Source organism: Pontibacter aquaedesilientis, assembly GCF_014773225.1.
GTDB lineage: Bacteria > Bacteroidota > Bacteroidia > Cytophagales > Hymenobacteraceae > Pontibacter > Pontibacter aquaedesilientis.
In genome coordinates this window covers 61,801-87,744 of sequence record NZ_JACXAJ010000008.1, presented here as the reverse complement: position 1 = coordinate 87,744, position 25,944 = coordinate 61,801, and the positions used below count along the sequence as shown (strand labels likewise).

The 25,944-nt window shown below is 51.2% G+C and carries 24 protein-coding genes; 13 read left to right on the top strand and 11 right to left on the bottom strand.

Going from position 1 to position 25,944, the window contains the following annotated elements:
• Position 1 precedes the first annotated feature (1 nt).
• Positions 2 to 1,516 (bottom strand): GH3 auxin-responsive promoter family protein, encoded by a 1,515-nt coding sequence (locus H9Q13_RS14730; RefSeq protein WP_191184565.1) that lies wholly within the window; start codon positions 1,514 to 1,516, stop codon positions 2 to 4.
• Positions 1,517 to 1,681: 165 nt separating this feature from the next.
• On the opposite strand from H9Q13_RS14730, the gene H9Q13_RS14725 reads away from it, so the two are divergent.
• Both H9Q13_RS14725 and H9Q13_RS14720 read left to right on the top strand, forming a co-directional pair.
• On the top strand, positions 1,682 to 2,116 hold the full coding sequence (locus H9Q13_RS14725; RefSeq protein WP_191184564.1) for an OsmC family peroxiredoxin: 435 nt from the start codon (positions 1,682 to 1,684) through the stop codon (positions 2,114 to 2,116).
• Positions 2,117 to 2,177: 61 nt separating this feature from the next.
• Positions 2,178 to 2,681: a hypothetical protein gene (locus H9Q13_RS14720; RefSeq protein ID WP_191184563.1), complete on the top strand. Its 504-nt coding sequence runs from the start codon at positions 2,178 to 2,180 to the stop codon at positions 2,679 to 2,681.
• Positions 2,682 to 2,764: 83 nt separating this feature from the next.
• Here H9Q13_RS14720 and dnaA read toward each other — a convergent pair whose 3' ends face one another.
• The 4 genes from dnaA to H9Q13_RS14700 form a co-directional block, all read right to left on the bottom strand.
• On the bottom strand, positions 2,765 to 4,189 hold the full coding sequence (gene dnaA / locus H9Q13_RS14715; RefSeq protein WP_191184562.1) for a chromosomal replication initiator protein DnaA: 1,425 nt from the start codon (positions 4,187 to 4,189) through the stop codon (positions 2,765 to 2,767).
• Between the two features lie 105 nt (positions 4,190 to 4,294).
• The gene (locus tag H9Q13_RS14710) at positions 4,295 to 5,230 is read right to left on the bottom strand and encodes a bifunctional metallophosphatase/5'-nucleotidase (protein ID WP_191184561.1); all 936 of its coding nucleotides are present in this window, start codon (positions 5,228 to 5,230) and stop codon (positions 4,295 to 4,297) included.
• 14 nt (positions 5,231 to 5,244) lie between these two features.
• Positions 5,245 to 6,000 (bottom strand): 5'-nucleotidase C-terminal domain-containing protein, encoded by a 756-nt coding sequence (locus H9Q13_RS14705; protein WP_191184560.1) that lies wholly within the window; start codon positions 5,998 to 6,000, stop codon positions 5,245 to 5,247.
• 187 nt (positions 6,001 to 6,187) lie between these two features.
• Positions 6,188 to 7,525 (bottom strand): amidohydrolase, encoded by a 1,338-nt coding sequence (locus tag H9Q13_RS14700; RefSeq protein ID WP_191184559.1) that lies wholly within the window; start codon positions 7,523 to 7,525, stop codon positions 6,188 to 6,190.
• A gap of 130 nt (positions 7,526 to 7,655) precedes the next feature.
• Here H9Q13_RS14700 and H9Q13_RS14695 point away from each other — a divergent pair, with 130 nt between their 5' ends.
• The 9 genes from H9Q13_RS14695 to meaB all read left to right on the top strand — a co-directional run bounded on the left by H9Q13_RS14695 (position 7,656) and on the right by meaB (position 18,413).
• Positions 7,656 to 8,036, top strand: a complete 381-nt coding sequence (locus H9Q13_RS14695; protein WP_191184558.1) for a YkvA family protein — start codon at positions 7,656 to 7,658, stop codon at positions 8,034 to 8,036.
• A 91-nt stretch (positions 8,037 to 8,127) separates the two neighbouring features.
• Positions 8,128 to 9,963, top strand: a complete 1,836-nt coding sequence (locus H9Q13_RS14690; RefSeq protein ID WP_191184557.1) for a methylmalonyl-CoA mutase family protein — start codon at positions 8,128 to 8,130, stop codon at positions 9,961 to 9,963.
• On the top strand, positions 9,941 to 10,426 hold the full coding sequence (locus H9Q13_RS14685) for a YybH family protein (RefSeq protein WP_191184556.1): 486 nt from the start codon (positions 9,941 to 9,943) through the stop codon (positions 10,424 to 10,426). Before H9Q13_RS14690 ends, H9Q13_RS14685 begins: the two co-directional genes overlap by 23 nt.
• A gap of 167 nt (positions 10,427 to 10,593) precedes the next feature.
• The gene (gene scpA, locus H9Q13_RS14680) at positions 10,594 to 12,738 is read left to right on the top strand and encodes a methylmalonyl-CoA mutase (protein WP_191184555.1); all 2,145 of its coding nucleotides are present in this window, start codon (positions 10,594 to 10,596) and stop codon (positions 12,736 to 12,738) included.
• 94 nt (positions 12,739 to 12,832) lie between these two features.
• A complete protein-coding gene (locus tag H9Q13_RS14675) occupies positions 12,833 to 13,759 on the top strand; it encodes a restriction endonuclease (RefSeq protein WP_191184554.1) in 927 nt (308 codons plus the stop codon).
• Positions 13,760 to 13,816: 57 nt separating this feature from the next.
• Positions 13,817 to 14,212 (top strand): hypothetical protein, encoded by a 396-nt coding sequence (locus H9Q13_RS14670; protein ID WP_191184553.1) that lies wholly within the window; start codon positions 13,817 to 13,819, stop codon positions 14,210 to 14,212.
• Positions 14,213 to 14,420: 208 nt separating this feature from the next.
• Positions 14,421 to 16,001, top strand: coding sequence for an alpha,alpha-trehalase TreF (gene treF, locus H9Q13_RS14665; protein ID WP_317173908.1), 1,581 nt, complete (start codon positions 14,421 to 14,423; stop codon positions 15,999 to 16,001).
• A 146-nt stretch (positions 16,002 to 16,147) separates the two neighbouring features.
• Positions 16,148 to 17,299, top strand: a complete 1,152-nt coding sequence (locus tag H9Q13_RS14660; RefSeq protein ID WP_191184551.1) for a WD40 repeat domain-containing protein — start codon at positions 16,148 to 16,150, stop codon at positions 17,297 to 17,299.
• A 133-nt stretch (positions 17,300 to 17,432) separates the two neighbouring features.
• A complete protein-coding gene (gene meaB, locus H9Q13_RS14655) occupies positions 17,433 to 18,413 on the top strand; it encodes a methylmalonyl Co-A mutase-associated GTPase MeaB (RefSeq protein WP_191184550.1) in 981 nt (326 codons plus the stop codon).
• Between the two features lie 57 nt (positions 18,414 to 18,470).
• Here meaB and folB read toward each other — a convergent pair whose 3' ends face one another.
• Genes folB through H9Q13_RS14640 form a run of 3 tightly spaced genes read right to left on the bottom strand, consistent with a single transcriptional unit; the run spans position 18,471 to position 20,743 of the window.
• Entirely contained in the window at positions 18,471 to 18,827 is a 357-nt protein-coding gene (gene folB / locus H9Q13_RS14650; protein ID WP_191184549.1) for a dihydroneopterin aldolase, read from the bottom strand.
• A gap of 10 nt (positions 18,828 to 18,837) precedes the next feature.
• Positions 18,838 to 19,815 (bottom strand): DivIVA domain-containing protein, encoded by a 978-nt coding sequence (locus H9Q13_RS14645; RefSeq protein ID WP_191184548.1) that lies wholly within the window; start codon positions 19,813 to 19,815, stop codon positions 18,838 to 18,840.
• Positions 19,775 to 20,743, bottom strand: coding sequence for a WD40 repeat domain-containing protein (locus H9Q13_RS14640; protein ID WP_191184547.1), 969 nt, complete (start codon positions 20,741 to 20,743; stop codon positions 19,775 to 19,777). Before H9Q13_RS14640 ends, H9Q13_RS14645 begins: the two co-directional genes overlap by 41 nt.
• Positions 20,744 to 20,828: 85 nt before the next feature.
• Between H9Q13_RS14640 and H9Q13_RS14635 the strand changes: the two genes are divergently transcribed.
• The gene (locus H9Q13_RS14635) at positions 20,829 to 21,467 is read left to right on the top strand and encodes a 4'-phosphopantetheinyl transferase superfamily protein (RefSeq protein WP_191184546.1); all 639 of its coding nucleotides are present in this window, start codon (positions 20,829 to 20,831) and stop codon (positions 21,465 to 21,467) included.
• A 31-nt stretch (positions 21,468 to 21,498) separates the two neighbouring features.
• The gene (locus tag H9Q13_RS14630) at positions 21,499 to 22,086 is read left to right on the top strand and encodes a thioredoxin family protein (RefSeq protein ID WP_191184545.1); all 588 of its coding nucleotides are present in this window, start codon (positions 21,499 to 21,501) and stop codon (positions 22,084 to 22,086) included.
• 106 nt (positions 22,087 to 22,192) lie between these two features.
• Here the strand turns inward: H9Q13_RS14630 and H9Q13_RS14625 are convergent, their stop codons facing one another.
• The 3 genes from H9Q13_RS14625 to H9Q13_RS14615 form a co-directional block, all read right to left on the bottom strand.
• Positions 22,193 to 23,041, bottom strand: a complete 849-nt coding sequence (locus H9Q13_RS14625; RefSeq protein ID WP_191184544.1) for a transglutaminase-like domain-containing protein — start codon at positions 23,039 to 23,041, stop codon at positions 22,193 to 22,195.
• A gap of 109 nt (positions 23,042 to 23,150) precedes the next feature.
• Complete coding sequence (locus H9Q13_RS14620) at positions 23,151 to 24,779, bottom strand: acyl-CoA carboxylase subunit beta (protein WP_191184543.1); 1,629 nt, start codon at positions 24,777 to 24,779, stop codon at positions 23,151 to 23,153.
• A gap of 90 nt (positions 24,780 to 24,869) precedes the next feature.
• A complete protein-coding gene (locus H9Q13_RS14615) occupies positions 24,870 to 25,925 on the bottom strand; it encodes an MlaD family protein (protein ID WP_191184542.1) in 1,056 nt (351 codons plus the stop codon).
• Positions 25,926 to 25,944 lie beyond the last annotated feature (19 nt).

Here is a 25,944-nt window from a genome sequence, read left to right as displayed (position 1 = left end):
ATCAACTGTTAGCGTTAAGTATGCCGGCCGTTTCGATTAGCCCTTCGGCCAATTTGCGGTCGTTGCTGAGGCGCGGCACTTTATTTTGCCCTCCGAGTTTGCCCTGCGACTTCATGTAGTTGCGGAACGTACCCATGGGCAGCGGCTTAATCTGAAGGTCTTGCAGAATATGCCCCGTTATCAGATCATCATAATAGGTGTTGAGCTTCTGCAGCTGCATGTTCAGCTCCTTTCCGAAAGCGTCCAGATCGCTCGGTGGGTTCGAAAACTCGACCAGCCACTCGTGGTAGGACTGTCCCTGGTCCTGGCTCACATAAGGAGCCACCGAAAACTCCACCAACTCCACGGTTGGGTACTTCTCCATGGTGCGCTGCATGGCCTTCTCTACCTCCTCGCCTATCACGTGCTCGCCAAAAGCCGAGATAAAGTGCTTGATGCGGCCACTCACGATTACTTTATAAGGCTTCACCGACGTAAACTTCACCGTGTCGCCGATAGAGTAGGCCCACAAACCGGCATTGCTGCTGATCACGAGGGCATAATTCACATTGGGCTCTACCTCCCCAATGGTCAGGCGGGTCGGGTTCTCATTGAAATATTCTCCTGCAGGTATAAACTCATAGAAGATACCGGCGTTCAGCAGGAGCAAAAGCCCCTTGTCATGCTGCTCGTTCTGGTAGGCAAAAAAACCCTCAGAGGCCGGAAATGTTTCGACAGAGTCCACTTCCTTGCCAATCGACTCGAACAGTTTCTTGCGGTATGGCTCAAAATTTACGCCACCGTACACGAACAGCGAAAAATTAGGAAAAATATCTTTGATCGGCTTGCCGGTCTGCCGGATCAGCTTGTCGAAATACATCTGCACCCAGGGCGGTATACCTGAAATGAGCGTCATGTCCTGCTCGATGGTTTCCTCGATGATCTCGTCGAGTTTGGTTTCCCAGTCTTCGATGCAGTTGGTCTCGTAGCTCGGCAGTTGGTTGGTGCGCAGGTAGCCGGGCACGTGGTGGTTTACGATGCCAGACAGACGGCCGGTGTTTATACCGCCTACCTGCTCCAGCACCGGGCTACCCGACAGAAAAATCAACTTGCCATCCAGAAAGCTGGCGTTGCCTGTTTCGTGGATGTAAGACAGCAGGGCATCTTTAGCCCCGTTGATGTGGTTCGGTATCGAGTCTTTTGTGATCGGAATGTATTTGGCGCCGGACGTGGTACCGGAGGTTTTGGCCAGGTATAGCGGCTTTCCAGGCCAGAGAATATCGCTTTCTCCTTCTTTTACCCGGTTAAAATAATCAGCCAGTCCTTCGTAGTCGCGCACAGGCACAGCCTTCACAAAGTCGGCATGCGTCTTTATTTCTGAAAAGCGGTGCTCACGGCCAAATGCCGTATGCTGGGCTTTCTTAATTATCTTATCAAAAACGGCCTGCTGTGCTGCTACCGGGTTTTGTATCCAGGCCTGGTGTTTTCTGTGCACGTAAGCGGCAAGCGGCTTACTGAGCCATGCTTTCACACCCATAAATTTCTGCTTTTAAAGAAGGTAAATATAGCCAGATAAACGGGCAATGCCATAATCAATTGCCATGTTTTGCCCGCTTAGGGGTACTTTCGTCTAACAAAAAAACCGATCAGGCAGTTTATAGGTACTATATTCATCTAAAAACCAATACTTAAAACAACAGACATGAAAAAAAGCACAGCAAAAGCCCAATGGAACAAAGGCCTGAAAAACGGGTCGGGAGAAGTAGAATCAGGCACCGGCCACTTCAAGGTTAGCTATACCTTCGCGTCCCGCTTTGGCGATGATACCTCTGCCACCAATCCTGAGGAGTTGATTGGCGCAGCACACTCCGGTTGCTTCTCCATGTTCCTGAGCGCCTTGCTTGAGAAGGCAAATTATCAGCCTGAGACTATCCGCACGGTGGCAACCGTACACTTAGGTGAAAAAGACGGTGGACCGCATGTGATGAAAATCGAACTGAACACCGAAGCCAGTGTGCCAGAAATAGAAGACGAGGAGTTTCAGAAGCTTGCGCAGGAGGCAAAGGCGAAATGCCCGATCTCAAAAGCGTTGGGAGCAGTGCCGGAGATTATTTTGACTGCTGCACTAAAAAAATAAATTTACTATATTGCAGCTTGCACTTAGACTGTGCTCGTTTGTTTCACTTTAACATCCTTCTATGCCCACTGCAGGTAATGCAAGATCGTCGCTTTTTGTACAGTTAAGCCCGTCGCGCAATGCTAAGCTCTCGTTCACGGTTCAGCTCGTGCTCACCCTCTTTTGGTTGGCCTGGGCCACCATGTTGCTGCTAACCGAAAACCCGACCAATGATCAGAATTATCTGTATTACATCTTCTTCGGGCTGGCAGTGATTTTCTTGGGTTATGTGATTTTGCAGAATACCTCTGTTTTTGGCATTCAGTCTTACATTGAGGTGACGCCCGAGTACATCGTGCAAAAGAATGGTGTGTTCCGCTCCAAAATGATAACGGCTATACCTGACATTGCCGCTATACACGTTTCGCCTATGGCTCTGCGCATCACGCAGCGCGACGGCAACAAGCTATACCTGGACCTGAAGCAGGTGCGCAAAAAAAGAGATATCGAGAAAATAAAGAGCCGTTTGCGTGAGCTTTCTACCGTGCACAATTTTGAAATAACGGAAGCTAATATTCCCTCCTAGGAAATACATACTTAGAAGCCACAAATAAAGAAGGCCATACCTGCAGGTATGGCCTTCTTCAGTTTTTAGGACACAGGTATAGGTTAGCCTGCCTTTGATTTGAATTTCTTCTGAAGCTCCTGAATGCTCACCTTGAATTTCTTGTCGGTGTCGATCAGGTCCGAAACAGTTTGCACCGAGTGAATCACGGTACTGTGGTCGCGGCCGCCGAAATGGTAACCAATCGACTTGAGCGAATGGCTCGTGAACTCCTTGGCAAAGTACATAGCCACCTGGCGTGCCGTCACGATCTCTTTCTTACGAGTCTTGGCCTTGAGCGAATCCAAACTTACCTGGAAGTACTCCGCCACGGTTTTCTGGATGAAGTCGAGGTTCACCTCAGTCTCCACATCCTCAATAATATGCTTCAGGGCCTGCTTGGCAAGCTCCAGGTCAATTTCTTTTCTATTTAATGAAGATTGCGCGATAAGCGAGATCAGTACGCCTTCCAGTTCACGCACGTTGGTATCCACGCTGTAGGCTAGGTACTCCACCACGTTGTCCGGAATATCAATGCCGTCGCCTTGCATCTTTTTCTGGATGATAGCCATACGCGTCTCGAAATCCGGGCTCTGCAGGTCGGCGGTGAGGCCCCATTTAAAGCGGGACAACAGACGCTCCTCCAAGCCTTTGAGATCACGCGGCGGACAGTCGGAGGTCATGACGATCTGCTTGCCGGACTGGTGCAGGTGGTTGAAGATGTGGAAGAACATTTCCTGCGTCTTCTCTTTGCCGCTCAGGAACTGCACGTCGTCGATGATCAGGATATCCACCAGCAGGTAGAAGTTGGCGAAGTCCTGCACGTTGTTGGTCTTGAGCGACTCGATGAACTGATTCACGAATTTCTCAGAAGACACATAGAGCACGAACTTATCGGGGTTGCTGTTTTTGATGTGGTTGCCGATGGCCTGCACGAGGTGCGTTTTGCCCAATCCTACGCCACCGTATACCATCAAGGGGTTAAAGGAAGTCGTGCCCGGCTTGTTGGCCACGGCATAACCGGCTGAGCGTGCCAGGCGGTTACAGTCTCCTTCGATGTAGTTCTCAAAGGTATAAGCTCCGTTGAGCTGCGAGTTCAAAAAGTTGCGGTCGATAGTCTTCGACTCGAACGGGCTCTTGATAAAGTTCTGCTCCGGCCGGTAAGAGTTAACCACGGCCTGCGGTATTTTCTTGGTAGGGATATTGACCGTCTGCGGTTTGTTCGCCTCGTTGCCACGGTCCACGATAATAGAATACTCCAGTCGCCCCTCGCTTCCCAGCTCCTGGTAAATCACTTTTTTCAAAAGACCTACATAGTGCTCCTCCAGCCATTCGTAAAAGAACTGGCTAGGCACTTGTATGGTCAGCACGTTGTCGCGCAGGGACAAAGGCTTGATTGGTTCGAACCAGGTTTTGAAGCTCTGCTCGCCAATATTTTCCTTTATTACCTGTAGACAGTTACTCCATACTGTTGAACAGTCTTTTATCATCCAATTTTCCAAAACTCACTAAGATTCGTTTGGTGAAACAAACCTCTCCTTTACGGCGGGGGGTTACAAATTTGATTAAATTATTCTAAACAAAAAATTATTTATTCACGAAGTTAATACAGGGTTATCCACAGGCAAAGCAGCCGTGTTAATAACTGTACTTCGCTTTGATTTTCTGTTAAATATGAAGTCGACTCGCCCTAAAAACAGCCCAGACCAGCCCACTTGGTTAATCATGGTCTCATGGCCGTTTTCGTGGCGCAGCACCTCCGGTTTTTCCAGGAAGGTATGGGTATGGCCACCCAGTATCAGGTCGATGCCGCTCACTTGCTGTGCCAGCTTGCGGTCGTCTATCTTTTCGGTGTTGTAGCTATACCCGAGGTGCGAGAGACAGACAACCAAATGGCATTTCTCCTTTTCGCGCAGGGCCTGCACCATCTCACGGGCTTTCTCCACGGGGTCCAGGTATATGGTCTCGCCATACATCTTTTTGCTCACCAACCCTTCCAGCTCTATGCCCAAACCGAAAATGCCTATCCGTATACCTTGCTTTTCGAACGCCTTGTAAGGTTGAAAACGGTTCTTCAAAATGGTTTTGGAGAAGTCGTAGTTAGCGGTCAGAAAAGGAAAGCCCGCCAGGGGCAGCTGTTTTTGCAACCCTTCGAGCCCGATATCGAAGTCGTGGTTACCGAGCGTGGCCGCGTCGTACTTCATCTGGGTCATAAGTTTGTACTCGAGCTCTCCTTCAAAGAAATTGAAATAGGGCGTGCCTTGCCAGATGTCGCCCGAGTCGAGCAAGAGCACGTTGGGTTCCTGCTGTCGTATGCTGTCGATGAGCGTGGCACGGCGGGCCATGCCGCCCATACCGCCATACCTGCGGCCATCATCCGGAAAGGGGTCGATGCGCGAGTGCTGGTCGTTGGTGTGCAGGATGGTCAGTTTTATACCTTCGCGGGCGGCCGCCGCCGAAAAGGGCAGGCCCAGCATGCTTATACCTGCCGCCCCTACTGCCGTGTGCTTTATAAAGTCTCTTCTTTTCATGGCTCAGGTATAGGTTATCGGAGAACAGTCACGCGCTTTCCGGCCGGCGCAGTTACCTGTTTGCCGGCGGTCGTCAGTTGTTTTATCTGCTGGTGAATGGCGTCGCGCAGCATGAGGCCCAGTTTCTCATACTTTACAGGGTTCTTGAGCAAAGTGAGGTTATCGCCGCCGCCAGCCAGGTAATCGGACGTCACCAAGGTATAGGTCTTGCCAGGGTCAAAAGGCTGGCCTTTGATTCGGATGTCAGTGGCCTTGCCGTCAGCCACCGTGTAGGTCGCATTGCCGATGTAGATGATCTTGCGCGCGGCCGCATCGTTAAACAACTGCTTCACCGTTTCGCCACGCAGCGTCAGCACCACCAGCTCATTTTCGAAAGGCATGAGCTCAAAAATATGGCCGGTTGTGATTTCTCCTTTCGGAAGCGGCACCCGCAAACCGCCTTCGGTCGTCAATGACAGGTCGATGGGCTTGCCGTAGACTGGTTCGCTTTGGGCCAGTTGCAGGTCCACCACAAAGTTGCCGAGCGGCGACTCGTAGTCTCCTTTTCCCAAAGCCACGGGCGCTGTCCCCACCACCTCTGACATTTTCACAGTCACCTCCTCACGGTATGGGGCTACTATTGCCTCCACGGCCGGGTCGGCGGCGATGTTGTGGTCAACGGCTACATCCGTTTCGCTCAGATTGGCCGCGGGCTGCAAGGGCCGCTGGCAGGCGACCAGACTCAGGGCCAAGGCTACTCCGGAGAGGTGTTTGAAAAGAGGAAGCTTCATGGGATGCTGCTGTAATTATCCCCAAAGTTATCAACATTACAGGGCTCCGGCAAGCTTGCTGCGCTTATAAAATTTCAAGATTTTATAAGCGCCTTATTTCTACACTGACAGCCAATTACATCCATTTTTGCTATATGATGAGGTGACTCAAACCAAAGCAACCTACCCGACACTTAGAAATGGGCTTTTACTTCTTCCCTTTCCCGGCCATGTAATCCAGCGTCAGGCTCGTCAGGGTTTTTATACCTGTCTTCATGCTGCTCTCATCGATAAAGAAATCCGGGGTGTGGTGTGCCGGAGCGGTTTTGGGGTCTTGCCCTTTGGGCATGCCGCCAATGAACAGAAATAGCCCAGGTATCTTCTGCTGGTAAAAGGCGAAGTCCTCGGCGATGGTGACTGGTTTCATCTGCACCACCTTGTCGCGCCCAATGGCCGTCTGCAGCGTTGGCAACATGCGGTCAGTCAGGGCAGGATCGTTGAAGGTGACCGGCGCCATGCGCTGTATGCTTACCTCGGCAGTAGCCCCGGCACTTTCTGCGATCTTGGTGGCGGTGCGTTTTATCTTTTCATGAATCTGCGTCTGCATCTCGGGGCTGAAAGCGCGAATAGTTCCCTCGATCAGCACCTCCTCCGGAATGATGTTGTTGCGCACGCCGCCCTGTATCATGCCCACACTCACCACGGCGGGGTCTTCCGTCAACTGCACTTGCCGGCTCACGATGGTCTGCAGACCCGTCACGATTTGTGCCGACACCACAATCGGGTCTATACCATCCCAAGGGTTTGCCCCGTGTACCTGCTTGCCTTTTACTTTGATCCGGAAAACATCGGCGCTGGCCATAATCCCTCCCGGACGATAAAGCACTTGCCCTACCTCTGCCTGAGAGTTCAAATGCAGCCCAAAGATCACTTCCGGTTTGGGTCCTTCGTCGAGCACGCCTTCTTTTATCATCAGGCTGGCCCCCCCCTCCTCTCCGGCGGGCGCACCTTCTTCAGAGGGTTGAAAGATAAACTTCACCGTGCCAGCCAGGTCGTTCTTCATACCTGCCAATATCTCAGCCGTGGCCATCAGCATGGCCGTATGGGCATCGTGGCCGCAGGCGTGCATTATCCCTACTTCCTGCCCATTGAACGTGGTGCGTACTTTGGAGGCAAAGGGCACCTCCACCCGTTCGGTTACAGGCAGCGCATCCATATCGGCACGCAATGCTACTACCGGACCGGGTTTGCCACCTTTCAGTATCCCTACCACGCCTGTATGCGCTATACCTGTCTGCACTTCCATACCCAACAATTTCAAATGCTGGGCTACCTTGTCGGCTGTCCGTTTCTCTCGGTTTGCCAGTTCCGGATTTTGATGGAAGTCGCGACGCCATTCGATCACTTTGGGCTCCATTTTGTCGGCCAGGGCATGGGCGCGGGCAGTCAGCTTATCATTTTGCGCCAGGGACGTACCTGTAGCCATAAAGCTTAGGACAAGGCAAATCGGCAAGGTATAACGCAGGCGTGTCAGTTTATTTTTCATATGGAATCTGAATAGGGATAAGTTACACGGCAAACCTGAAACGACTCTGTTGCAGGATGCCTTGTTACTTGTTTTCTGATACTTACAGGTATAAAGCTACAGTTTTTTCGGCACGAACGTACAACGTCCTATGCTGCAGCAGTGGAAAGCAAAAGTCCGTAAACTCAAGGAGGATATTTATACCTTATACCTGGCCTATCGCGACCCGCGGGTCCCCTTCATCGCCAAGGTGGTTGTGATTGTTACGGTTGCCTACGCCTTCAGCCCCATCGACCTCATCCCGGACTTTATACCCGTGCTGGGCTACCTCGACGACCTCATTCTGCTGCCGCTGGGTATCTGGCTCTCCATCAGGCTTCTACCTGACGAGGTGGTGCAGGAATACCGCGCAAAAGCCAGGCATGCGTTACAGGAGCGGAAGCCGAACTACATCATGGGCGCTGCCATCCTGATCGTCTGGCTTCTTTTAGGTTTCTGGCTATACCAGCGGCTGGCTGCGCACGTAGAGTAAAAACGCAGCCAGAAAACCGCTATACCTTTCCCTGAGTTTTTATAAGCTGCCAGAGAAAGTATATATTTACAGGAAATAACACCCATACACGATGACTGACGAGCAGAAGCTATTCTCAGAATTCACGCCTGCCACGGCAGCCGAGTGGGCGGCCCGCGCACAAAAAGACCTGCGCGAAACCCCTCTCGAGCAACTGACCTGGAAGACCTATGAGGGCATATCCATCAAGCCCTATTATACCCGCGAAGACATTCAGCACCTTCCTTTTACAAATCACAAGCCAGGCGACTTCCCCTTTCTGCGGGGTAACGTTGGCAGCGACAACAACTGGCTGAACATACAGCAGATAAAAGCACAAGGCAACGGCAGACCCGCTATCGACAAGGCAGCTGACGCACTTGGCAGAGGCGCTGACGGCATACACTTCAACATTGAAGATCAACAGGCTTTTGACACCGCATACCTGCTAGAGAACATCGACCTGACAAAGCACACGGTCAGCTATACTCTGAGCAGCACGCCGGACGCTTTCCTGAAGCGACTCTATACCTTGCTTGCTGACCAGCACATCTCGCACCGTAACCTGAAGGGTTTCGTGAACTACGACCCGATGACCGGCAAAGGCGAATTATCAGATAAGGAAGGCAAAGCCATCACCAAAATACTGGACCTGACCAAGGACAGCAGCGACTTCTACGGCATTTCAATTTGCGGCACCAACTTCAGCAGCATTGGCGCTTCGCTCACCCAGGAAGTAGCCTATACCCTGAGTGCGGCTGTGGCTTATGCAGACCGCCTGACCGCAGCCGGCGAGCCATTGGAATCGGTGCTGCGCAACATGCATTTCTGCGTGGGAACGGGCACCAATTATTTTTTCGAGATTGCCAAGCTGCGGGCCCTGCGCCTGCTATGGGCGGCCGTGGTAGAAGCTTACAAGGCCGAGCCGGCGCTGGCCGCCAAGCTCCGCATTCACAGCATCACCTCCAGCTGGTACCAAACCACACTCGACCCCTACGTGAACATGCTGCGCGTGACCACGGAAGCCATGTCGGCGGTTCTCTCCGGATGCGACTCGCTTACGGTTATGCCCTTTGACTATACTTTCCGGTCATCCGATGAGTTCTCAGAGCGCATTGCCCGCAACGTGTCCATCATCCTTAAAGAGGAGTCATACCTGGACAAAGCCGTGGACCCTGCCGCCGGCTCTTATTACCTGGAAACACTCACCAACGAGCTGGCTACCAAAGCATGGGAGCTTTTCAAGGAAGTGGAGACGAAAGGCGGTTTCGAAGCGGCCTACGAAAGCGGCTTTATCCTGAGCTCTATCACAGCGGTGAGCCGCAAAAAATTCAGGAATATTGCCACCGGCCGCGAGGTATTGGTCGGCACCAACAAATACCCGAACCCGAAAGAGAAGATTGACTTCGACCCGGAGGAGCTGATCCAGCATGCCGATTTTGACACGACCCGCGCCGCCTACCCGACCGAGGTTATACGCATGGCGACGGAGCTGCACCTGCGCAAGCGCAAGCGCCGCCCAAAAGCCGTGGTGGCCGTGATCGGAAAATCAGAGAAGCGCCATCTCAACGCATCGTTTGCCCAGGAGTTTTTCAGCTGTGCCGGTTTTGAAACCGAGATACAGCAGTATAACGATGTGCAGGAAGCTGCTGACAGACTATTGCACGCTGCTGCCGAAGTGGTAGTCGTTTCAGTATCTGAAAATACCTATGCCCGTGAATTCGGACCGCGACTGCGTGAGCATAAAGCCAAACCTACCATTATCATGGCCGACGACCCGCAGCACATGAAAGAGGAATTGGTGGCGCACGGTTATGATGAATTCATATTCGAAGACTGCGACATGTCCACTATCCTGGAGCTGGTGCACAAAAGGATATCACGGGATGAGGACAACCAGACTAACTAAGCATTTTGCCGCCGCTGTCCTATTAACAGGTATAGCGGTGACTTCCTGCACAATCCCTAAAGGTAAAACCACCAAAAACGAACGCATCGCTATGGCTGACGCAACAACAGAAGTAAAGCAAGCCCTCGAGGGGCAACTGGCCGCCTGGAACAATGGTGATCTGGAAAAGGCCATGGACTTTTACTGGGAGTCGCCGGACATGCTCTGGATCAGCCGCAACGGCACTGAAAAAGGCTGGAAAGAAGTGCTGGAAATGTTTCAGAATGACTTCACCGACCGCAGCAAGATGGGTGAGTATACCTACGAGCCGCTCCACATCGAGCAGGTAGGCCCGGAAACCGTGTATTATGTATACCGCTGGCAGATCGACCTGCAGGGCAAAAAGTTGATGGGCGGCGTCTCGTCGCAGCTCTGGAAAAAAATCAATGGCCGCTGGGTCATCACCTCCGAGCACGCGAGTTAAACAGTGACTGAATTAGTGAATGAGTGATTGAGTGAATTTACTGAAGCATATTCCCTTAGTGACCCATTCTGAAATTATTAAGAATATAACTGGATTTTGATGAGCGAATGAATTGATGGAAACCCTACTCACTCATTCACTCAATCACTCATTCAAAACTCAATTACATGAAACCTGACTTTTCGAAAATAGATATCAGCAAGGTAGCCTCGGCAGCGCATGGCCCCAAAGACCCGCTACAGCCGAAGGACTGGAAAACCGCTGAGCAGATTCCGCTCAAAAGTTACTATACCTCCGAGGACGTACAATCTTTTGAGCACCTGGACTTTGCCGCTGGTCTGCCGCCCTACCTGCGCGGCCCTTACAGCACAATGTATGTGCAGAAACCCTGGACTATCCGCCAGTATGCCGGTTTTTCCACCGCTGAAGAATCCAACGCCTTTTATCGTCGCAACCTGGCGGGCGGCCAAAAAGGCCTTTCCGTAGCCTTTGACTTGGCCACGCACCGCGGTTACGACTCCGACCATCCGAGGGTGGTGGGCGATGTGGGCAAAGCTGGTGTCGCGATTGACTCGGTTGAGGACATGAAGATCCTTTTCGACCAGATCCCATTGAACGATATGTCGGTTTCGATGACCATGAACGGGGCCGTGCTGCCCATCATGGCTTTTTACATTGTGGCTGCTGAAGAGCAGGGCGTTACGCCGGAGCAACTGAGCGGCACCATCCAGAACGACATCCTGAAGGAGTTCATGGTGCGCAACACCTACATCTACCCGCCGGAGCCGAGCATGAAAATCATCGCGGATATCTTTGAGTATACTTCTCAGAACATGCCGCGCTTCAACTCCATCTCTATTTCGGGTTACCACATGCAGGAAGCGGGCGCCACTGCCGACATTGAGTTGGCCTATACCTTGGCTGATGGCCTGGAGTATGTGCGCACCGGCTTAAAGGCAGGTATGGACATCGATGTATTCGCCCCGCGCCTCTCCTTTTTCTGGGCTATCGGCATGAACCACTTCATGGAGATAGCCAAAATGCGTGCTGCCCGTATGTTGTGGGCCAAGCTGATCCAGCAATTTAACCCAAAAAACCCGAAATCGCTGGCGCTGCGCACACACTGCCAAACATCCGGCTGGAGCCTCACCGAGCAGGACCCGTTCAACAATGTGACCCGTACCTGCGTGGAGGCTTTGGCCGCTGCTTTGGGTGGCACTCAGAGCTTGCACACTAACGCCCTCGACGAGGCCATCGCACTACCAACCGACTTCTCGGCACGTATTGCCCGCAACACCCAGATCTACCTGCAACAGGAAACTAACATCACGAAGGTGGTCGATCCGTGGGGTGGCTCCTATTATATAGAGGCACTCACGCACGAGATTGCCCACAAAGCCTGGGAGTTGATTCAGGAAGTAGAGGAACTGGGAGGCATGGCCAAAGCCATCGAGACCGGTTTGCCGAAAATGCGCATCGAAGAGGCCGCTGCCCGCAAGCAGGCCCGCATCGACTCCGGCAAAGACGTGATCGTTGGGGTGAACAAGTACCGTCCGGACCAGATTCAGGAAATCGATATTCTCGACATCGACAATACGGCCGTAAGAGAATCGCAACTGAGAAGACTGGCACAGGTAAAAGAAAGCCGTGACAACCAAGCGGTGGAAGAGGCACTGCAAGCCCTGACAGTTGCCGCTGAATCCGGTGAAGGTAACTTACTGGAGCTGGCTGTGAACGCAGCTCGTCTGCGTGCTACATTAGGCGAGATTTCAGACGCACTCGAGAAAATTTACGGAAGACACAAAGCTGTGATACGATCCATTTCAGGCATCTATTCTGCCGAGCTCTCCGACGACGAGAACTTTGAGCGGGCCAAGGTGCTGGCCGATCAGTTCGAGGAACTGGAAGGCCGCCGACCGCGCATCATGGTCGCCAAAATGGGGCAGGACGGGCATGACCGCGGCTCCAAGGTAATCGCTACCTCCTTCGCAGACCTCGGCTTCGACGTGGACATCGGCCCACTGTTCCAGACGCCGGCTGAAGTAGCCATGCAAGCCGCCGAAAACGACGTGCACGTGGTGGGCGTATCCTCGCTGGCAGCCGGCCACAAAACACTGGTACCACAGCTGATCGAGGAGCTTCGCAAACTCGACCGCGAAGACATCATGGTTATTGTAGGTGGTGTTATACCTGCCCAAGACTATGATTTCCTGTTCAAAGCCGGTGCAGCCGGGGTGTTTGGCCCGGGAACGATCATCTCGGTAGCGGCTCAGAACATTCTGGAGCAATTGATAAGGAGAGTGGTGGAGTAAGTTTTTTATTCTATAAATCTTAAAACCCATGCTAGCAAATTGCTCAGCATGGGTTTTTGTTTTATATTGGAATTTAAATATATAACCTGTTTATATGGCAATTCCTGATTTTCAAACTCTAATGCTCCCTTTGCTTAAGTTTTCTAGCAACTACGAGGAACACTCTAGTAAAGATGCTACTGCATACCTTGCAAACTACTTTAAACTTACCGAAGAGGAAAAGAATGAAGTTATTCCAAGTGGAAAAGAGCCAATCATTAGGAACCGTACAGGTTGGGCCATAACTTATTTTAAGAAAGCGCTCCTTTTAGAAGCAACTAAAAGAGCACACTTCAAAATAACACAGCGTGGACTAGAAGTATTATCTACTAAACCTGATAAACTTTGCAACAACTATCTTACACGGTTTCCCGAATTCCGAGAGTTTAAAAGCATAGACAATAGTCCACGAAATAACGGTGAATTAGTCACGGTATTAGATGAGGAAGACAATGGCAAAACTCCAGAAGAGACAATGGATTTGGCTTATTTAGCTATACGTAAAGCTCTTGCTCAGGAACTGCTCAATAAAATTCAAAGTTTACCGCCCTCATTCTTTGAAAAGCTTGTCGTGGAACTATTAGTTAAAATGGGTTATGGAGGCTCACTAAGAGATGCAGGTAGAGCACTTGGCAAAAGCGGTGACGGCGGTATAGATGGTATTATCAAAGAAGACAAATTGGGTCTTGATGTTATTTATATCCAAGCTAAAAGGTGGAACAGTAACAATCCAGTAGGTAGACCTGATGTACAAGGCTTCGTAGGTGCCTTAGCAGGCCATGGTGCTAAGAAAGGAGTTTTTATTACCACTTCCCGTTTTACACCCGACGCAAAAGCTTATACTCCACGCAATGAAACTAAAATAGTTTTAATTGATGGAGAGCAACTCTCGCAGTACATGATCGATTATAACTTAGGCGTTGCAACTGAATCTATCTATGAGGTAAAAAGAATTGATATAGATTACTTTGGAGATGAGTAAGGGTTAAGTTAGGATATCCTAAATTTGTATCTGCAAATTCAAATTGTATCCTCCACCATGAAACTAAAACACATACTCCTCGCCATAACCGCTGTCCTTATCGTCTACTTCATCTACGACTCCTTTTCCCAGCCCAGCGTCGATGATCTGAAAGGTGATTTCAAGGAAGTAGCCTTTTACCGCAACGAGAATAACACTGGCCCGATTGTGCGGATCTATGCCGTAACAGTGGCTGACACGCTTTGGCAAGAGATGGAGCAGTATGGCAACTACATGCCCCATACCAAATATGGCACTACACGGGTCTACTTTTTTCTGAACAGCCTGCCTGCACCAGCACAGGTACAGCCCGGGCAGCAGCACATCGCCCCTGAGTTTGCGCCTTATACCTTGGCCCGCTACGAAAAAGACGCCATGGGACAGGTATCTTTTGTGCGTTACCCTTTTCGATAAATAACAGATTTAATACAATTTTAAGAAATTACGTGAGCTATTTATGAAAAAACGAAAATGCACAAACTAATATTTGTGCAACAGATTACAGAATAGTATAATTGACTCCCTGCTTCAAATATCGTATGAACGAATATTCATATTAAAAACACTGATCATGAAGCACGGTAAATCAAAAAAATTATACTTCCTACTAAATCTGAGTCTCTTGCTTCTATCCTATATATTTGCCCCATTTTATGCGCAGGCACAGTACCGCCCTGAGACTGATTTGGAAGAGCTTTTTAGTGACGTACAGTTGCTGCCTGTTTTCCCTGACTCCAAAACCTTTGCCGATTGCGTGCCGCTGCAATCCCCGGAGTTCATTCTGCAGGCTTATCGCGAACAACGCCAGCAACCTGGCTTTGATTTAAAAGACTTTGTGCTGCAGCACTTCATGCTGCCTACACAGCCCTCATCTGATTTTACAACCGACACCAGCCTGTCCGTAACAGCCCATATACAACAGCTTTGGCCTGTGCTGACCCGACGTCCCGACGAGAGCGGCGGTTCCTTGTTGCCCCTTCCGCGTGCCTACGTGGTGCCGGGCGGACGCTTTCAGGAAATATACTACTGGGACAGCTTTTTCACCATGCTTGGCTTGCAGGTCAGTGGCGAGATTGGCCTGATTCAGAACATGGTCGACAATTTCACGCACCTGATCAACACGACCGGCCACATACCGAACGGCAACCGAAGCTATTACCTCAGTCGTTCCCAGCCTCCTTTTTATGCCCTTATGCTGCACCTGCTCACACAGGTTAAGGGCAGAGAAGTACTGCTGAAATACGGGACGGCGCTTCGTAAAGAATATGCCTTCTGGATGGACGGAGCCGAGTCGCTGACTGTAGCCAATCCTGCATATCGCCGCGTGGTGCTGTTGCCCGATGGGAACATACTCAACCGTTACTGGGACGATCAGCCGGCACCGCGCCCAGAGGCTTTTAAAGAAGATGTGCACATTGCGCAACAGTCCGGTAGGAATCCAGAAGAGGTATACCGCCACATAAGGGCAGCCGCCGAATCGGGTTGGGATTTTAGCAGCCGCTGGTTTGCCGATGCCCAAAACCTGAGCACTATCCATACCACCGACATTATTCCCGTAGACCTTAACTCCCTGCTCTTTCATATGGAGCTCACCTTGGCCGAGGTGGCTGAGCTGGAAGGCAACAATTCCGAGGCCCGGCTATACCGTCAAAAGGCAAAAGCCCGCCGGAAAGCCTTGCTGAGGTATACATGGCATGAGTCAGAGGGCTTTTTCTTCGATTATGATTTTGTAAAGGGCAGCACCACCAACGTTCCTACACTGGCTGCAGTATTCCCGCTCTATTTCTGCATGGCCAAACGACCACAGGCAGCGGCCGTGGCGGAGCGCCTGCAAAACGATTTCCTGAAACCAGGCGGGCTGGCTACCACCCTTGTGCACACCGACCAGCAATGGGACAAACCAAATGGCTGGGCTCCGCTGCAGTGGATGAGCATACAGGCCTTGCGCAATTATAACCACCAGGACCTTGCCCGCGACATTGCTACCCGTTGGATCACACTCGGCACCGAAGTGCACGAAAACACCGGCAAGATGGTAGAGAAGTACAACGTGGAAGACCTCGATCTCGAGGCAGGTGGAGGCGAGTACCCAAATCAGGACGGTTTTGGCTGGACGAACGGTGTGTTCCTCAAACTCTTATCGCTATACCCGGAGCTACGTCCTATTGCAGAGCAGAAACCTGACCTACTGAATCGCCGCTAGCATTACCTGATTTACAGTGCAGCTGTTCTGCTGTATTTCGACCTGTTGACCGGGCATGAGGCATGGTTGCTATACCTAATCCTGCAAATTGCGCCCTAAACTGGCACTCAGTTTGCAACAAGAGCGTTATACACATAAATAGCTCTATGATTCAGCCTAAACTTATTATAGCATCACTGGCCTTGGCGTTGGTTACCTTCACCGCCCTTGCGCAAGGCGAAACCTCCAACTGGTACTTTGGCAAAGGAGCCGGACTCATCTTCAGGGGTGACACGGTAACGGCTGTGGTTAACAGCAGACTCCACACCGAAGAAGGCAGTGCCACTATCTCCGATAAAGACGGCAACCTGCTGTTCTATACCAATGGCATCACCGTCTGGAATAAACACCACCGCGTGATGCCAAACGGCAACGGCCTGATGGGCATGAAGTCCTCCACACAATCTGCCCTGATTATACCTAAGCCCGCCAGCGACAGTATTTTCTACATCTTTACAACCGATATACAGGCACAATCCAACGGCTTGCGTTACAGTGTGGTGAACATGAACAAGGATGAAGGCAACGGCGGAATTACCGCCCGCAATGTGTTCATGATCGCACCCGCCACCGAAAAGCTGACCGCTATCCGACACAGCAACAACCGTGACTGGTGGGTGATTGCCCATCGCTGGAACAGCAACGCTTACATTGCCTACCTGGTAACGGACGAAGGCGTGAGCATGCAACCTGTAATGACCAATGTGGGCACCGTGCACGGTGGCGCTCACCGTAAGGCCATCGGCTACCTCGTGCCTTCGCCGGATGGCACCCGATTGGCCGCTGCTCTATGGGATAGCGAGAGCAATTTCGAAGTTCTCCGCTTCAACAGAAGTACAGGCGAAGTGTCCGACCCTGTTTTATTGAAAGGCTATGAGGAAGCGTATGGCGTGTGTTTCTCCCCGGATGGCACCAAACTTTACGGCACGGCCAACGGCAAAGGTGGCGGTAAGGCGCAGGTCATCCAATTCAATCTGCAGGCTGGCGACGAAGCAGCCATTGCCAAGTCGGCTGTGGTAGTAGGCACGTCCGGCAGCCCGCGCATAGGCGCTTTGCAACTTGGCCCTGATGGGAAAATCTATGTGGCCCGGCAGGACAATATTCACCTCGGTGTGATCAACAAGCCGAACGCGCTAGGAAAAGAAAGCGGTTACGTGGATACAGGCCTGCACTTGGGTGGTCGCAAAAGCGACCTTGGCCTGCCCAACTTCCCGCAGGGTATACGATCTGGCGCAGCAAGATCTGCCAACGTGAAATAAGGCAATAACCGTAAGTTTTTAAAAGCCGGACAATAATGTTCGGCTTTTTAGTTTCGCACAAATAAACTGGCTCGATTGCGCATTAATTCTAAATTTGTAGTGTAATCGATTCTATACCTAAAGCTTTAGCGCCTTGGCAAAACGTTTCAGTGCTGATAAGTATGTAGCAGGCATTCTGGCCGGTGACCGTGTGATGCTGAGCCGTGCCATCACACTCGTGGAGAGCCGGCTGGTTTCGGACCTTGACCTGGCGCAGGACGTGATCAACCAAGTGCTGCCGCATGCAGGAAGGTCAGTACGGATAGGTATAACCGGCGTGCCGGGCGTGGGCAAAAGCACCTTTATCGAGTCATTCGGCAACTACCTGATTCAGGAGCAAGGCAAAAAGCTGGCAGTACTGGCCATTGACCCTACCAGTCAGCGTACAGGCGGCAGTATACTGGGCGACAAGACCCGCATGGAATCGCTTTCTATTAATCCGCAGGCTTTTATCCGTCCTTCTCCTGCCGGCAGGTCGCTGGGGGGTGTTACCCGTAGCACCCGCGAATCGATCATTCTCTGCGAAGCGGCCGGCTTTGACGCCATCATGGTGGAAACCGTAGGGGTAGGCCAATCTGAGACGGCGGTGCATGCCATGGTGGACTTCTTCTTGCTGCTGATGCTAGCTGGTGCCGGAGACGAACTGCAAGGTATAAAGCGCGGCATCATGGAGATGGCCGATGCCATTGCCATTACCAAAGCCGATGGCGAGAACGCCATGAAAGCCAAAGCTGCCCGTGCCGAGTACCAGAACGCCCTGCACCTATACCCGATGGCCGCCTCTGGCTGGCTGCCCAAGGTATCGATCTGCTCTGCCCTGGAGCGAACCGGTCTGGACACCATTTACCAGACGATAGCCGAGTATGTTGAGCTCACGTTGCAGAACGGCTTTTTTGAGAAAAGGCGCCACGATCAGAACCTGCAGTGGATGTATGAAGCCATCCGTCAGGGATTGGAAGACAATTTCTACGCGCACCAGCAGGTAAAAGACCAATTGCCAGGTATAGCCGAGCAGGTGAAGGAAGGCAAAAAATCGGCTTTTGCAGCTGCCACAGAGTTGTTAAAGCTGGTGTAAACGAAAACAGCCGATACATTACTGTACCGGCTGCTCTCTTATCAATAAGTAAACTCTTTAGCGGGCTTCTTCCAGCGTTACCTTCGCCCATTTGCATATACCTCCCAACGGGGGGTTAAACTTATACACGTTGATCTTGACGGACTGCACAAACGGGAAACGTTCATAGATCTTGTCGATAATCCGGTGGCCTAAGTGCTCCAGCAGACGGGCCGGGATTTTCATTTCCTCCAACGCGAGCGCATACAGCACTTCGTAATTTACCGTCTCATGCAGGTCGTCGCTTTCGGCGGCGCGGCGCAGGTCTGCCTCAATGATGAGGTCTATGCCATACTTGTTGCCGATTTTCTGCTCCTCGTCATAAAACCCATGGAAGGCAAAAAACTCCATGCCCTCCAGTGCGATCTGTCCCATCAGCCGTAAATTAGCCTATCTCGTCGAAGAAAGAACCGGCAGGCTTCTGCTGGCGCTGTGCCCAGTTGGCCAAAGCGTTACGCGATGGCTCGGTCATAGGTGGCTGAATCTCTGGCTGATTCGGTTTTACTGGCTGAATTTCAGGTATAGGACGCTCGATTTCGGGAGCTGGTACGGTACCCGGGTAGTCAGGTTTTGGCTGTTCGATCTCTGGGGCAGGTATATCCGGCACAGGCGTGATCGGGTTTGGCACCTCTGGCTGCGGTTGCGTAACGTCCGGAGCAGGGTCGCCCAGCGGATCATAGCCATTGCCACTTGTGAGTACGCGTGCAGTTGTTACTGCAGTGGCTGTAGCTTCCGGCAGTTGTATTGTTTTGTTAGTTGTGTCCATATCTTTCAGGTTTTGCAGTAACTCGGGCTGTTCTACCCGCAGTTCGGCTGCTCTTGAAAGAATACTGTTTGTATTGGTTTTAGGTTTAGCTTTTGTCTTCTCCGCTTTCTCCAAAGCTTCGTTTGCCAGATTGCGAAGATCGCGTACCATCGTATCCAGGTGGCTCTCCATACGCTGGTAGTCCTGCTCCAGGGCCTTCACCTCCTGCTGCATTTCGATCAGCAAGCGCTCCGCCTGCTTCTGGCTTTCCTCCAGCACCATGCGGGCTTGGTTTCGGGCTGTGTTCATCAGCTGGTCGGCCTGCAGTTGCGCTTCCCGTATTTTCAGTTCAGAAGACTTGTTGGCTTGCTCCAGAATAGAGTTGCCCGTATCTTCAGCGGTTTTCAATGTTTTGTATAAAGAAGATTCCACCTCACGTAGCTTCTGCGTCTCACGGTGAGCCGCCTCCAGCTTGTTACGCAGGTCTTTGTTCTCATCCAGCAACTTCTCCCACTGCTGCGATAAGGTCAGCAAAAAAGCATTTACTTCGTCCTTGTCAAGCCCTCTAAACGCCTTCTCAAATGTTTTTTGTCTGATTTCTAAGGGTGTAATCTTCATGATCCAAACTGAATTTTATATCCCACACCGAAATGGTGCGGTCATCACTACACGAAACTAACTGATTCTGATGAGCTGACCAAAATAATTTATTTACCGAGGTGCCGTGGCTCGCGTTCCGGACTTTATCAATAACCTTAAGCAACTTGAAGGTCTGGGCGTCCCATACTTTGATGGATTTATCCATGCTGCAGGTAGCAAAATAGCGCCCATCGGGGCTGTAGGATATGTGGTTTACAGTATACATATGCGCGATCACGTAGCCGCGTTCCTTGTATTTTTCTTCTACCTCCCATACCCGCAAGTGTGCGTCCCGGCCTGCCGTGAGCAGCAGGGTGCCGTCTGGTGAGTAAACGACCGCGAACACGGAGTTGGTATGTGACGCCAGTTCGTATTTCAGTTCCATACTGGTCGCGTCGAAAATCCGTACCATGTTGTCGCTGTATCCTGCGGCCAGTTCGTTAGTGGTTTTGTTGTAGGCAAGGCAGCGCACGCTCTGGTCCGATTTGCGCACCATGCTGCGCAGTTCAAAGTCCTCGGCTCCGATTACGGCTATACCTCCGTTGCCAAGGGCCACGTATACTTGTCCTGTCTCCGGCACATAGGCTATGTCAAAAATCGGCACTTTGGGCAGGGCCACGGATTTAAGTATAGCCTTGCTCTTTAAGTCAATTACCTGCACACCTTCCATGTTTTGCCCTATCAGCAGCAGCTCGCGTTCAGGCACATAGCGCAAGGCATATACCGAAGTGGTGACCTTGGCTACCAGTTCGCCGTTGTCTGGCTGGTGCAGGTCCCAGGAAGCCACCATGCCATCGCTGCCCGCGGAATATACCGTGGCCGGACTGGCACCGCTTTCCAGGGTATACACGCAGTCCCGGTGGCCGGTCAGGGTGGCGACTTTCTCTACTTGTATTTTACTGGCCATCTATGCTTGGTCTGTTACGCTTAATTTTAGCTAAATTTACAACAATTGTGGCGAACCTATTTGCTGTCTCTTAAAAATTCCTGCTATGCCCCTGCTCCACACCCGCGAACTCGACTCCCATACCCTGTTGGGTATATGGTCGCTGGAGGAGCGCCCGGAGGAGCTCATGCATACCTTGCCGGCCCACCTGAGTCCGGAAGCCAGTATGGCGCAGGCGCACCCACGCCGCCAGCGGGAGTGGCTGGCCAGCCGCACACTGGCTTACCAGCTGTTGCAGCGCTTCACCGATGAGCCCCTGCCCCTACTGCGCGACACTACCGGTAAACCGGTGTTTGCACAAAAGGGCTTTCATTTGTCCATCACGCACTCGCCTCGCTTAGCCGCTGTTATACTTTCAGAAAGGTATGATGTTGGCATAGATATTGAACTAGTAAGTGCGAAGGCGCTGCGGGTGGCCGACAAGTTTTTGACGGAGCAGGAGAAAGCCCTGACCGCAGACGATGAGCAACAGACCTGCCTGTACTGGAGCGCCAAAGAAACATTGTACAAAATGTATAGTCAGAAGCAGCTCATTTTTAAAGAAAACCTGTTGGTTGAACCCACACAAAGCCCTGAAAACAACTTACTACTGGGTCGTGTAGTTACCGATAAATTTTCTAAATTGTATCAGATTCACCACGAGTTGCTGCTTAACCATATACTCACGTATAGTATTGACCGATAATCTGACACCTTCTTACCTTAAACAAACTCATATGAAATACCTAGCTTCTTTTGTTGTGGCCTTGCTGGTTACAGCCAGTGTATTCGCCCAGCGCGGATACCAACTGGGCAGTAAAGTGGCTGACTTCTCGCTGAAGGACGGGCAGAATAAAACCGTATCTCTGAGCGACTTCACTAACAGCAAAACGGTGGTGGTCGTCTTTACGGACAATCAGTGCCCTTACGCCAAACTTTATGAAAACCGACTGGTAACGCTATCAAGCACCTATGCAGCCCGTGGGGTGCAGTTTATCTTTATCAACCCGGGAGTGGGCCTTGGTGAGGGCAGCGACAGCATGGAAGATTTAGCCGCCAAGAACTACAGCTTCCCATACCTTGCCGACGAGGGCCAGCGCATTAGCCAGCAGTTTGGAGCCTCTAAAACGCCCGAAGTGTTTGTGCTGCACAACATGGGTGGTGAGTTCGTGCTCAAGTACAAAGGTGCCATCGATGATAACCCACAGGTAGAAAGCGGTGTCAAAAGCAATTACCTGAAATCAGTGATTGACGAAGTGCTGGCTAACAAAAACGTGAGTACGACAGATAAGCGTGCTACAGGCTGTATGATTAAGCGTTACTAGATACGTTTTCAACCAGCACGACATGTACAGATTTTGAGATCTTAATGAGAGCAAAAGGCCGTTCCTATACTTGGAACGGCCTTTTGCTTTCACCTTTATACCTAATTTAAATAACCGGATCGTCGTCGGTGATGGCGGTGAGCAGTTTGGTCACTTCTGTGGCTTTTTCCAGATCGTTGGTCTTCTCAAACGCGAATGCCAGGTTGCGCAGTGCCCGCTTGATAATTTCCAGGTTAGAGCAAGGTTCATAGAAGATATCCACCGGATTGAGGTTGAGCTGCAGGATATAGTTATCAATATCCGTTTTGGACAACATCAGTCCTTTGTTGTACACATTGATGTAGAACTGCACATCGCCTTTCTTGTAGGTGAGGATAAACAGATTGGGCAGGTTCACTCCGTACACGGGCATATCCAGCTTCTGGGCTATGGTCAGGTAGATAACGCACAAGGTAAGCGGGTTGCCGCGCTTTGTTTCCAGCGCCAGATGCATCATGGAGTTGGAGGGCGAATGGAAATTTTTGGTATTAGCCGAAAATCGCTTCTCCCGGAACAGCACATTGTTGAGCGCCTTCACCTGATCATAGGGATGCATGTTCTCCTTCATCTGCGTCCAGGCGTCGAAGTAGAGCTGTTCTATGCCTTTGGTAAGCGTTGCCAGTTCCACGTCCGGGTATAGGTAAGTATTCACGAGCCACATCCCCTCTATCAGGTCCAGGCCACCGCCTTCTTTCCAAGCCTTAAGCCGCTGCAGCAGGCCGTCAAATTGCAGGTTATGGATCAGGTCCTCGATCTTCTTCTGTAAGTCCGAGTCCAGCGTTTCTTCCCATTCCTCTTCCAGAAACGGGATGATCCCCTCTCCCATCGATACAATCTTACCCTCTACATGCGACGCGACCTCATAATCTATGTCATCCAGCAGCGAGATCAGCGCCTTTATCTCCTTCTTTGTCACAGGAATATTTAAATCTTATTAGGTACCAGGTATTCAATAGTTTACTCTAAACACAGGCAATCAGATACCTGATCGCCTGTATTCTTCATCAAATTTCAATTGCAGCAGCTTAGGTCTGGATTACGCCCACATTATACGGCTTTTCGATTGGTGCATGGTTGGCGGCTTCTATCCCCATTGAGATGGCCTTGCGGGTCTCCAATGGATCGATGATGCCGTCTATCCATAGGCGGGCTGCTGCGTAGTAAGGCGATAATTCTTCGTTATACTTTGCCGTGATGCGTTCCAGCAGTTCTTTTTCAGCTTCCGGAGTAATCTCCTCCCCTTTTGACTTCAAAGCTGAAACCTGGATCTGAAGCAGGGTATTAGCCGCCGCAGCGCCGCTCATTACGGCTAACTGTGCCGTTGGCCAGGCGTAGATCAGGCGTGGGTCATAGGCTTTGCCGCACATGGCATAGTTACCGGCACCATAGCTGTTACCGAGGATAACGGTGAACTTCGGCACCACCGAGTTGGCCATGGCATTTACCATTTTGGCTCCATCCTTTATGATACCGCCATGCTCTGACTTGCTGCCCACCATAAAGCCCGACACGTCGTGTAGGAACACTAACGGAATCTTTTTCTGATTGCAGTTCATGATAAAGCGGGCAGCCTTGTCAGCTGAGTCGGAGTAGATAACACCCCCCATCTGCATTTCACCCTTTTTGCTTTTCACGATCTTGCGCTGATTGGCAACTATACCTACCGCCCAGCCGTCGATGCGCGCCAGTCCGCAAATCAGCGTCTGGCCGTAAAGCTCTTTGTAAGGCTCAAACTCAGAGTTGTCGACCAAACGGTTGATGATGTCCATCATGTCGTAGGGCTTGGTGCGGTCGGCTGGCAGCATGCCATATATCTCTTTCTCGTCCAGTTTCGGCGCGGCAGGCTCCACCCGGCTGAAACCAGCCTTCGGGTTATCACCCAGCTTGTCGAAAATAGTGCGAATATGATCCAACGCCTCTTTGTCGTCTTTGCACTTGTAATCGGTTACGCCAGAAATCTCGCAATGGGTGGCAGCCCCACCCAGCGTTTCGTTGTCGATCGTCTCCCCAATAGCAGATTTCACCAAGTAAGAACCGCCCAAGAACACAGAGCCTGTACCTTCCACGATCAGGGCCTCGTCACTCATAATAGGCAGGTAAGCGCCACCGGCCACGCAGCTGCCCATAATCGCTGCAATCTGCACGATGCCCATCGAACTCATCACTGCGTTGTTGCGGAACATGCGGCCGAAGTGCTCTTTGTCCGGGAATATCTCATCCTGCATAGGAAGGAACACACCGGCGCTGTCTACCAGGTATACAATCGGTATTTTGTTTTCGATGGAGATTTCCTGGGCGCGCAGGTTTTTCTTGGCAGTGATCGGGAACCAGGCACCGGCTTTCACGGTGGCGTCGTTGGCCACCACCACGCACTGGCGACCTTTGATGTAACCTATACCTGTCACCACACCGCCGCTCGGGCAGCCTCCCACCTCTTCGTACATGCCGTCGCCGGCAAAAGCCCCTACTTCCAGGAACTCCGTGCCTTCGTCGAGCAGGTAGTCGATGCGCTCGCGGGCGGTCATCTTGCCTTTGGCGTGCTCTTTGGCGATGCGCTTTTCACCGCCACCCAGGTATATTTTGTTTAGTTTGCTTTTGAGCTGGAAACTCAGCTGTTTGAGAGAGTCTTCGTTCTTATTGAATTCGATATCCATGAAAGGGTTATTATAAATAAGGGGACTACTTACAATGAAAAATCCGCTTTAAGGGCGGATTTCACAAATATACAATTTTTATAAGATGGCTTATTGCCTTTTTGTGGTATCTACGGAAGACGGCTTCACAGAGTCAGGCTTAGACTGACGGAACTCGTCTGCATTTTCGTCCTGCAACTCCTTCACCTCCTCTAGCGTGATCACACGGCCGGTAGCATCTACCTTATACCTGTCTTTGCGGCCAATCAGCGAAAACTGCACGTAGCGCTTCGGATATGCCTGAATGTCGCGCAGCAGCAGGTTGAGCGCCTCCGTCGAGCGATTCATGTTTCGGTAAAGTTCCTCGTCATTCATCAGCCTGCCCAAGGAGCCTTCGTTGGAATTGAGCTTGGCGATGGTGGTTTCCAGTTCATTCACGGCCGAGTTGGCGTCGCGCACCAGTTTGTTCACCTCTACACGCTTGAGTGTGTCGGTGATCTCGGTCATGTTCAGGGCAAGGCGGTCGATGTTACGCTGCGTTTGCCGAAGGGCCGTAGTCAGTTGGCTCAGGTTAGAGGTAATTTGGTTGATGTTACGCTGGTTGTTTGCCAGGATCGCATTGATCAGCTTGGTCGTTTCGTTGGAGTTGGCCAGGATCTGCTGTATGTTGCTTTTGGCTTCGCTGTCCAGGAGCCTGTTGACGCGAGCGAGCGTCGTGTCCACCTTATCGATTACGGGTACCGACTTGGAAGAAAGCATATCGGTAATACTGGTCTCCTTAAAGGCAATCAACTCTTCGCCGCCATTGTACTGTTTCGAGTTGTTGCGAAGCAGTAAGGTGATGGCCTTGCTTCCCAGGATGTCAGAGTTGCCGAGGCTGGCGATGGTAGAGTCCCCGATCTGCAGGTCTTTGCGTACCTCGATGTCAACCTGCACCATGTTGGCTCGGTCAATGAGGAGTGTCATGTTCTTCACATGCCCTACCTGAATACCGTTCAGAAACACGGGATTCGAGACGGTAAGCCCGTCTACATTGTCGTAAACGACATGAAAGGTGTTTGATTTTGAAAAGAGGTCGGAGCCTTTCAGGTACATATACCCGAAATACAGGATGACAATTGCCACTATACCTAATAGGGCAACTTTAATTTCTTTAGAGATTTTCACGAAGGTGAGTTAGCGTTTT

Excerpts from the sequence above, each read along its gene's own strand:
- H9Q13_RS14730 (WP_191184565.1), bottom strand. The coding sequence starts at position 1,516 with ATGGGTGTGAAAGCATGGCTCAGTAAGCCGCTTGCCGCTTACGTGCAC.
- H9Q13_RS14725 (WP_191184564.1), top strand. The coding sequence starts at position 1,682 with ATGAAAAAAAGCACAGCAAAAGCCCAATGGAACAAAGGCCTGAAAAAC.
- H9Q13_RS14720 (WP_191184563.1), top strand. The coding sequence starts at position 2,178 with ATGCCCACTGCAGGTAATGCAAGATCGTCGCTTTTTGTACAGTTAAGC.
- dnaA (WP_191184562.1), bottom strand. The coding sequence starts at position 4,189 with ATGATAAAAGACTGTTCAACAGTATGGAGTAACTGTCTACAGGTAATA.
- H9Q13_RS14710 (WP_191184561.1), bottom strand. The coding sequence starts at position 5,230 with ATGAAAAGAAGAGACTTTATAAAGCACACGGCAGTAGGGGCGGCAGGT.
- H9Q13_RS14705 (WP_191184560.1), bottom strand. The coding sequence starts at position 6,000 with ATGAAGCTTCCTCTTTTCAAACACCTCTCCGGAGTAGCCTTGGCCCTG.
- H9Q13_RS14700 (WP_191184559.1), bottom strand. The coding sequence starts at position 7,525 with ATGAAAAATAAACTGACACGCCTGCGTTATACCTTGCCGATTTGCCTT.
- H9Q13_RS14695 (WP_191184558.1), top strand. The coding sequence starts at position 7,656 with ATGCTGCAGCAGTGGAAAGCAAAAGTCCGTAAACTCAAGGAGGATATT.
- H9Q13_RS14690 (WP_191184557.1), top strand. The coding sequence starts at position 8,128 with ATGACTGACGAGCAGAAGCTATTCTCAGAATTCACGCCTGCCACGGCA.
- H9Q13_RS14685 (WP_191184556.1), top strand. The coding sequence starts at position 9,941 with ATGAGGACAACCAGACTAACTAAGCATTTTGCCGCCGCTGTCCTATTA.
- scpA (WP_191184555.1), top strand. The coding sequence starts at position 10,594 with ATGAAACCTGACTTTTCGAAAATAGATATCAGCAAGGTAGCCTCGGCA.
- H9Q13_RS14675 (WP_191184554.1), top strand. The coding sequence starts at position 12,833 with ATGGCAATTCCTGATTTTCAAACTCTAATGCTCCCTTTGCTTAAGTTT.
- H9Q13_RS14670 (WP_191184553.1), top strand. The coding sequence starts at position 13,817 with ATGAAACTAAAACACATACTCCTCGCCATAACCGCTGTCCTTATCGTC.
- H9Q13_RS14660 (WP_191184551.1), top strand. The coding sequence starts at position 16,148 with ATGATTCAGCCTAAACTTATTATAGCATCACTGGCCTTGGCGTTGGTT.
- folB (WP_191184549.1), bottom strand. The coding sequence starts at position 18,827 with ATGGGACAGATCGCACTGGAGGGCATGGAGTTTTTTGCCTTCCATGGG.
- H9Q13_RS14645 (WP_191184548.1), bottom strand. The coding sequence starts at position 19,815 with ATGAAGATTACACCCTTAGAAATCAGACAAAAAACATTTGAGAAGGCG.
- H9Q13_RS14640 (WP_191184547.1), bottom strand. The coding sequence starts at position 20,743 with ATGGCCAGTAAAATACAAGTAGAGAAAGTCGCCACCCTGACCGGCCAC.
- H9Q13_RS14635 (WP_191184546.1), top strand. The coding sequence starts at position 20,829 with ATGCCCCTGCTCCACACCCGCGAACTCGACTCCCATACCCTGTTGGGT.
- H9Q13_RS14630 (WP_191184545.1), top strand. The coding sequence starts at position 21,499 with ATGAAATACCTAGCTTCTTTTGTTGTGGCCTTGCTGGTTACAGCCAGT.
- H9Q13_RS14620 (WP_191184543.1), bottom strand. The coding sequence starts at position 24,779 with ATGGATATCGAATTCAATAAGAACGAAGACTCTCTCAAACAGCTGAGT.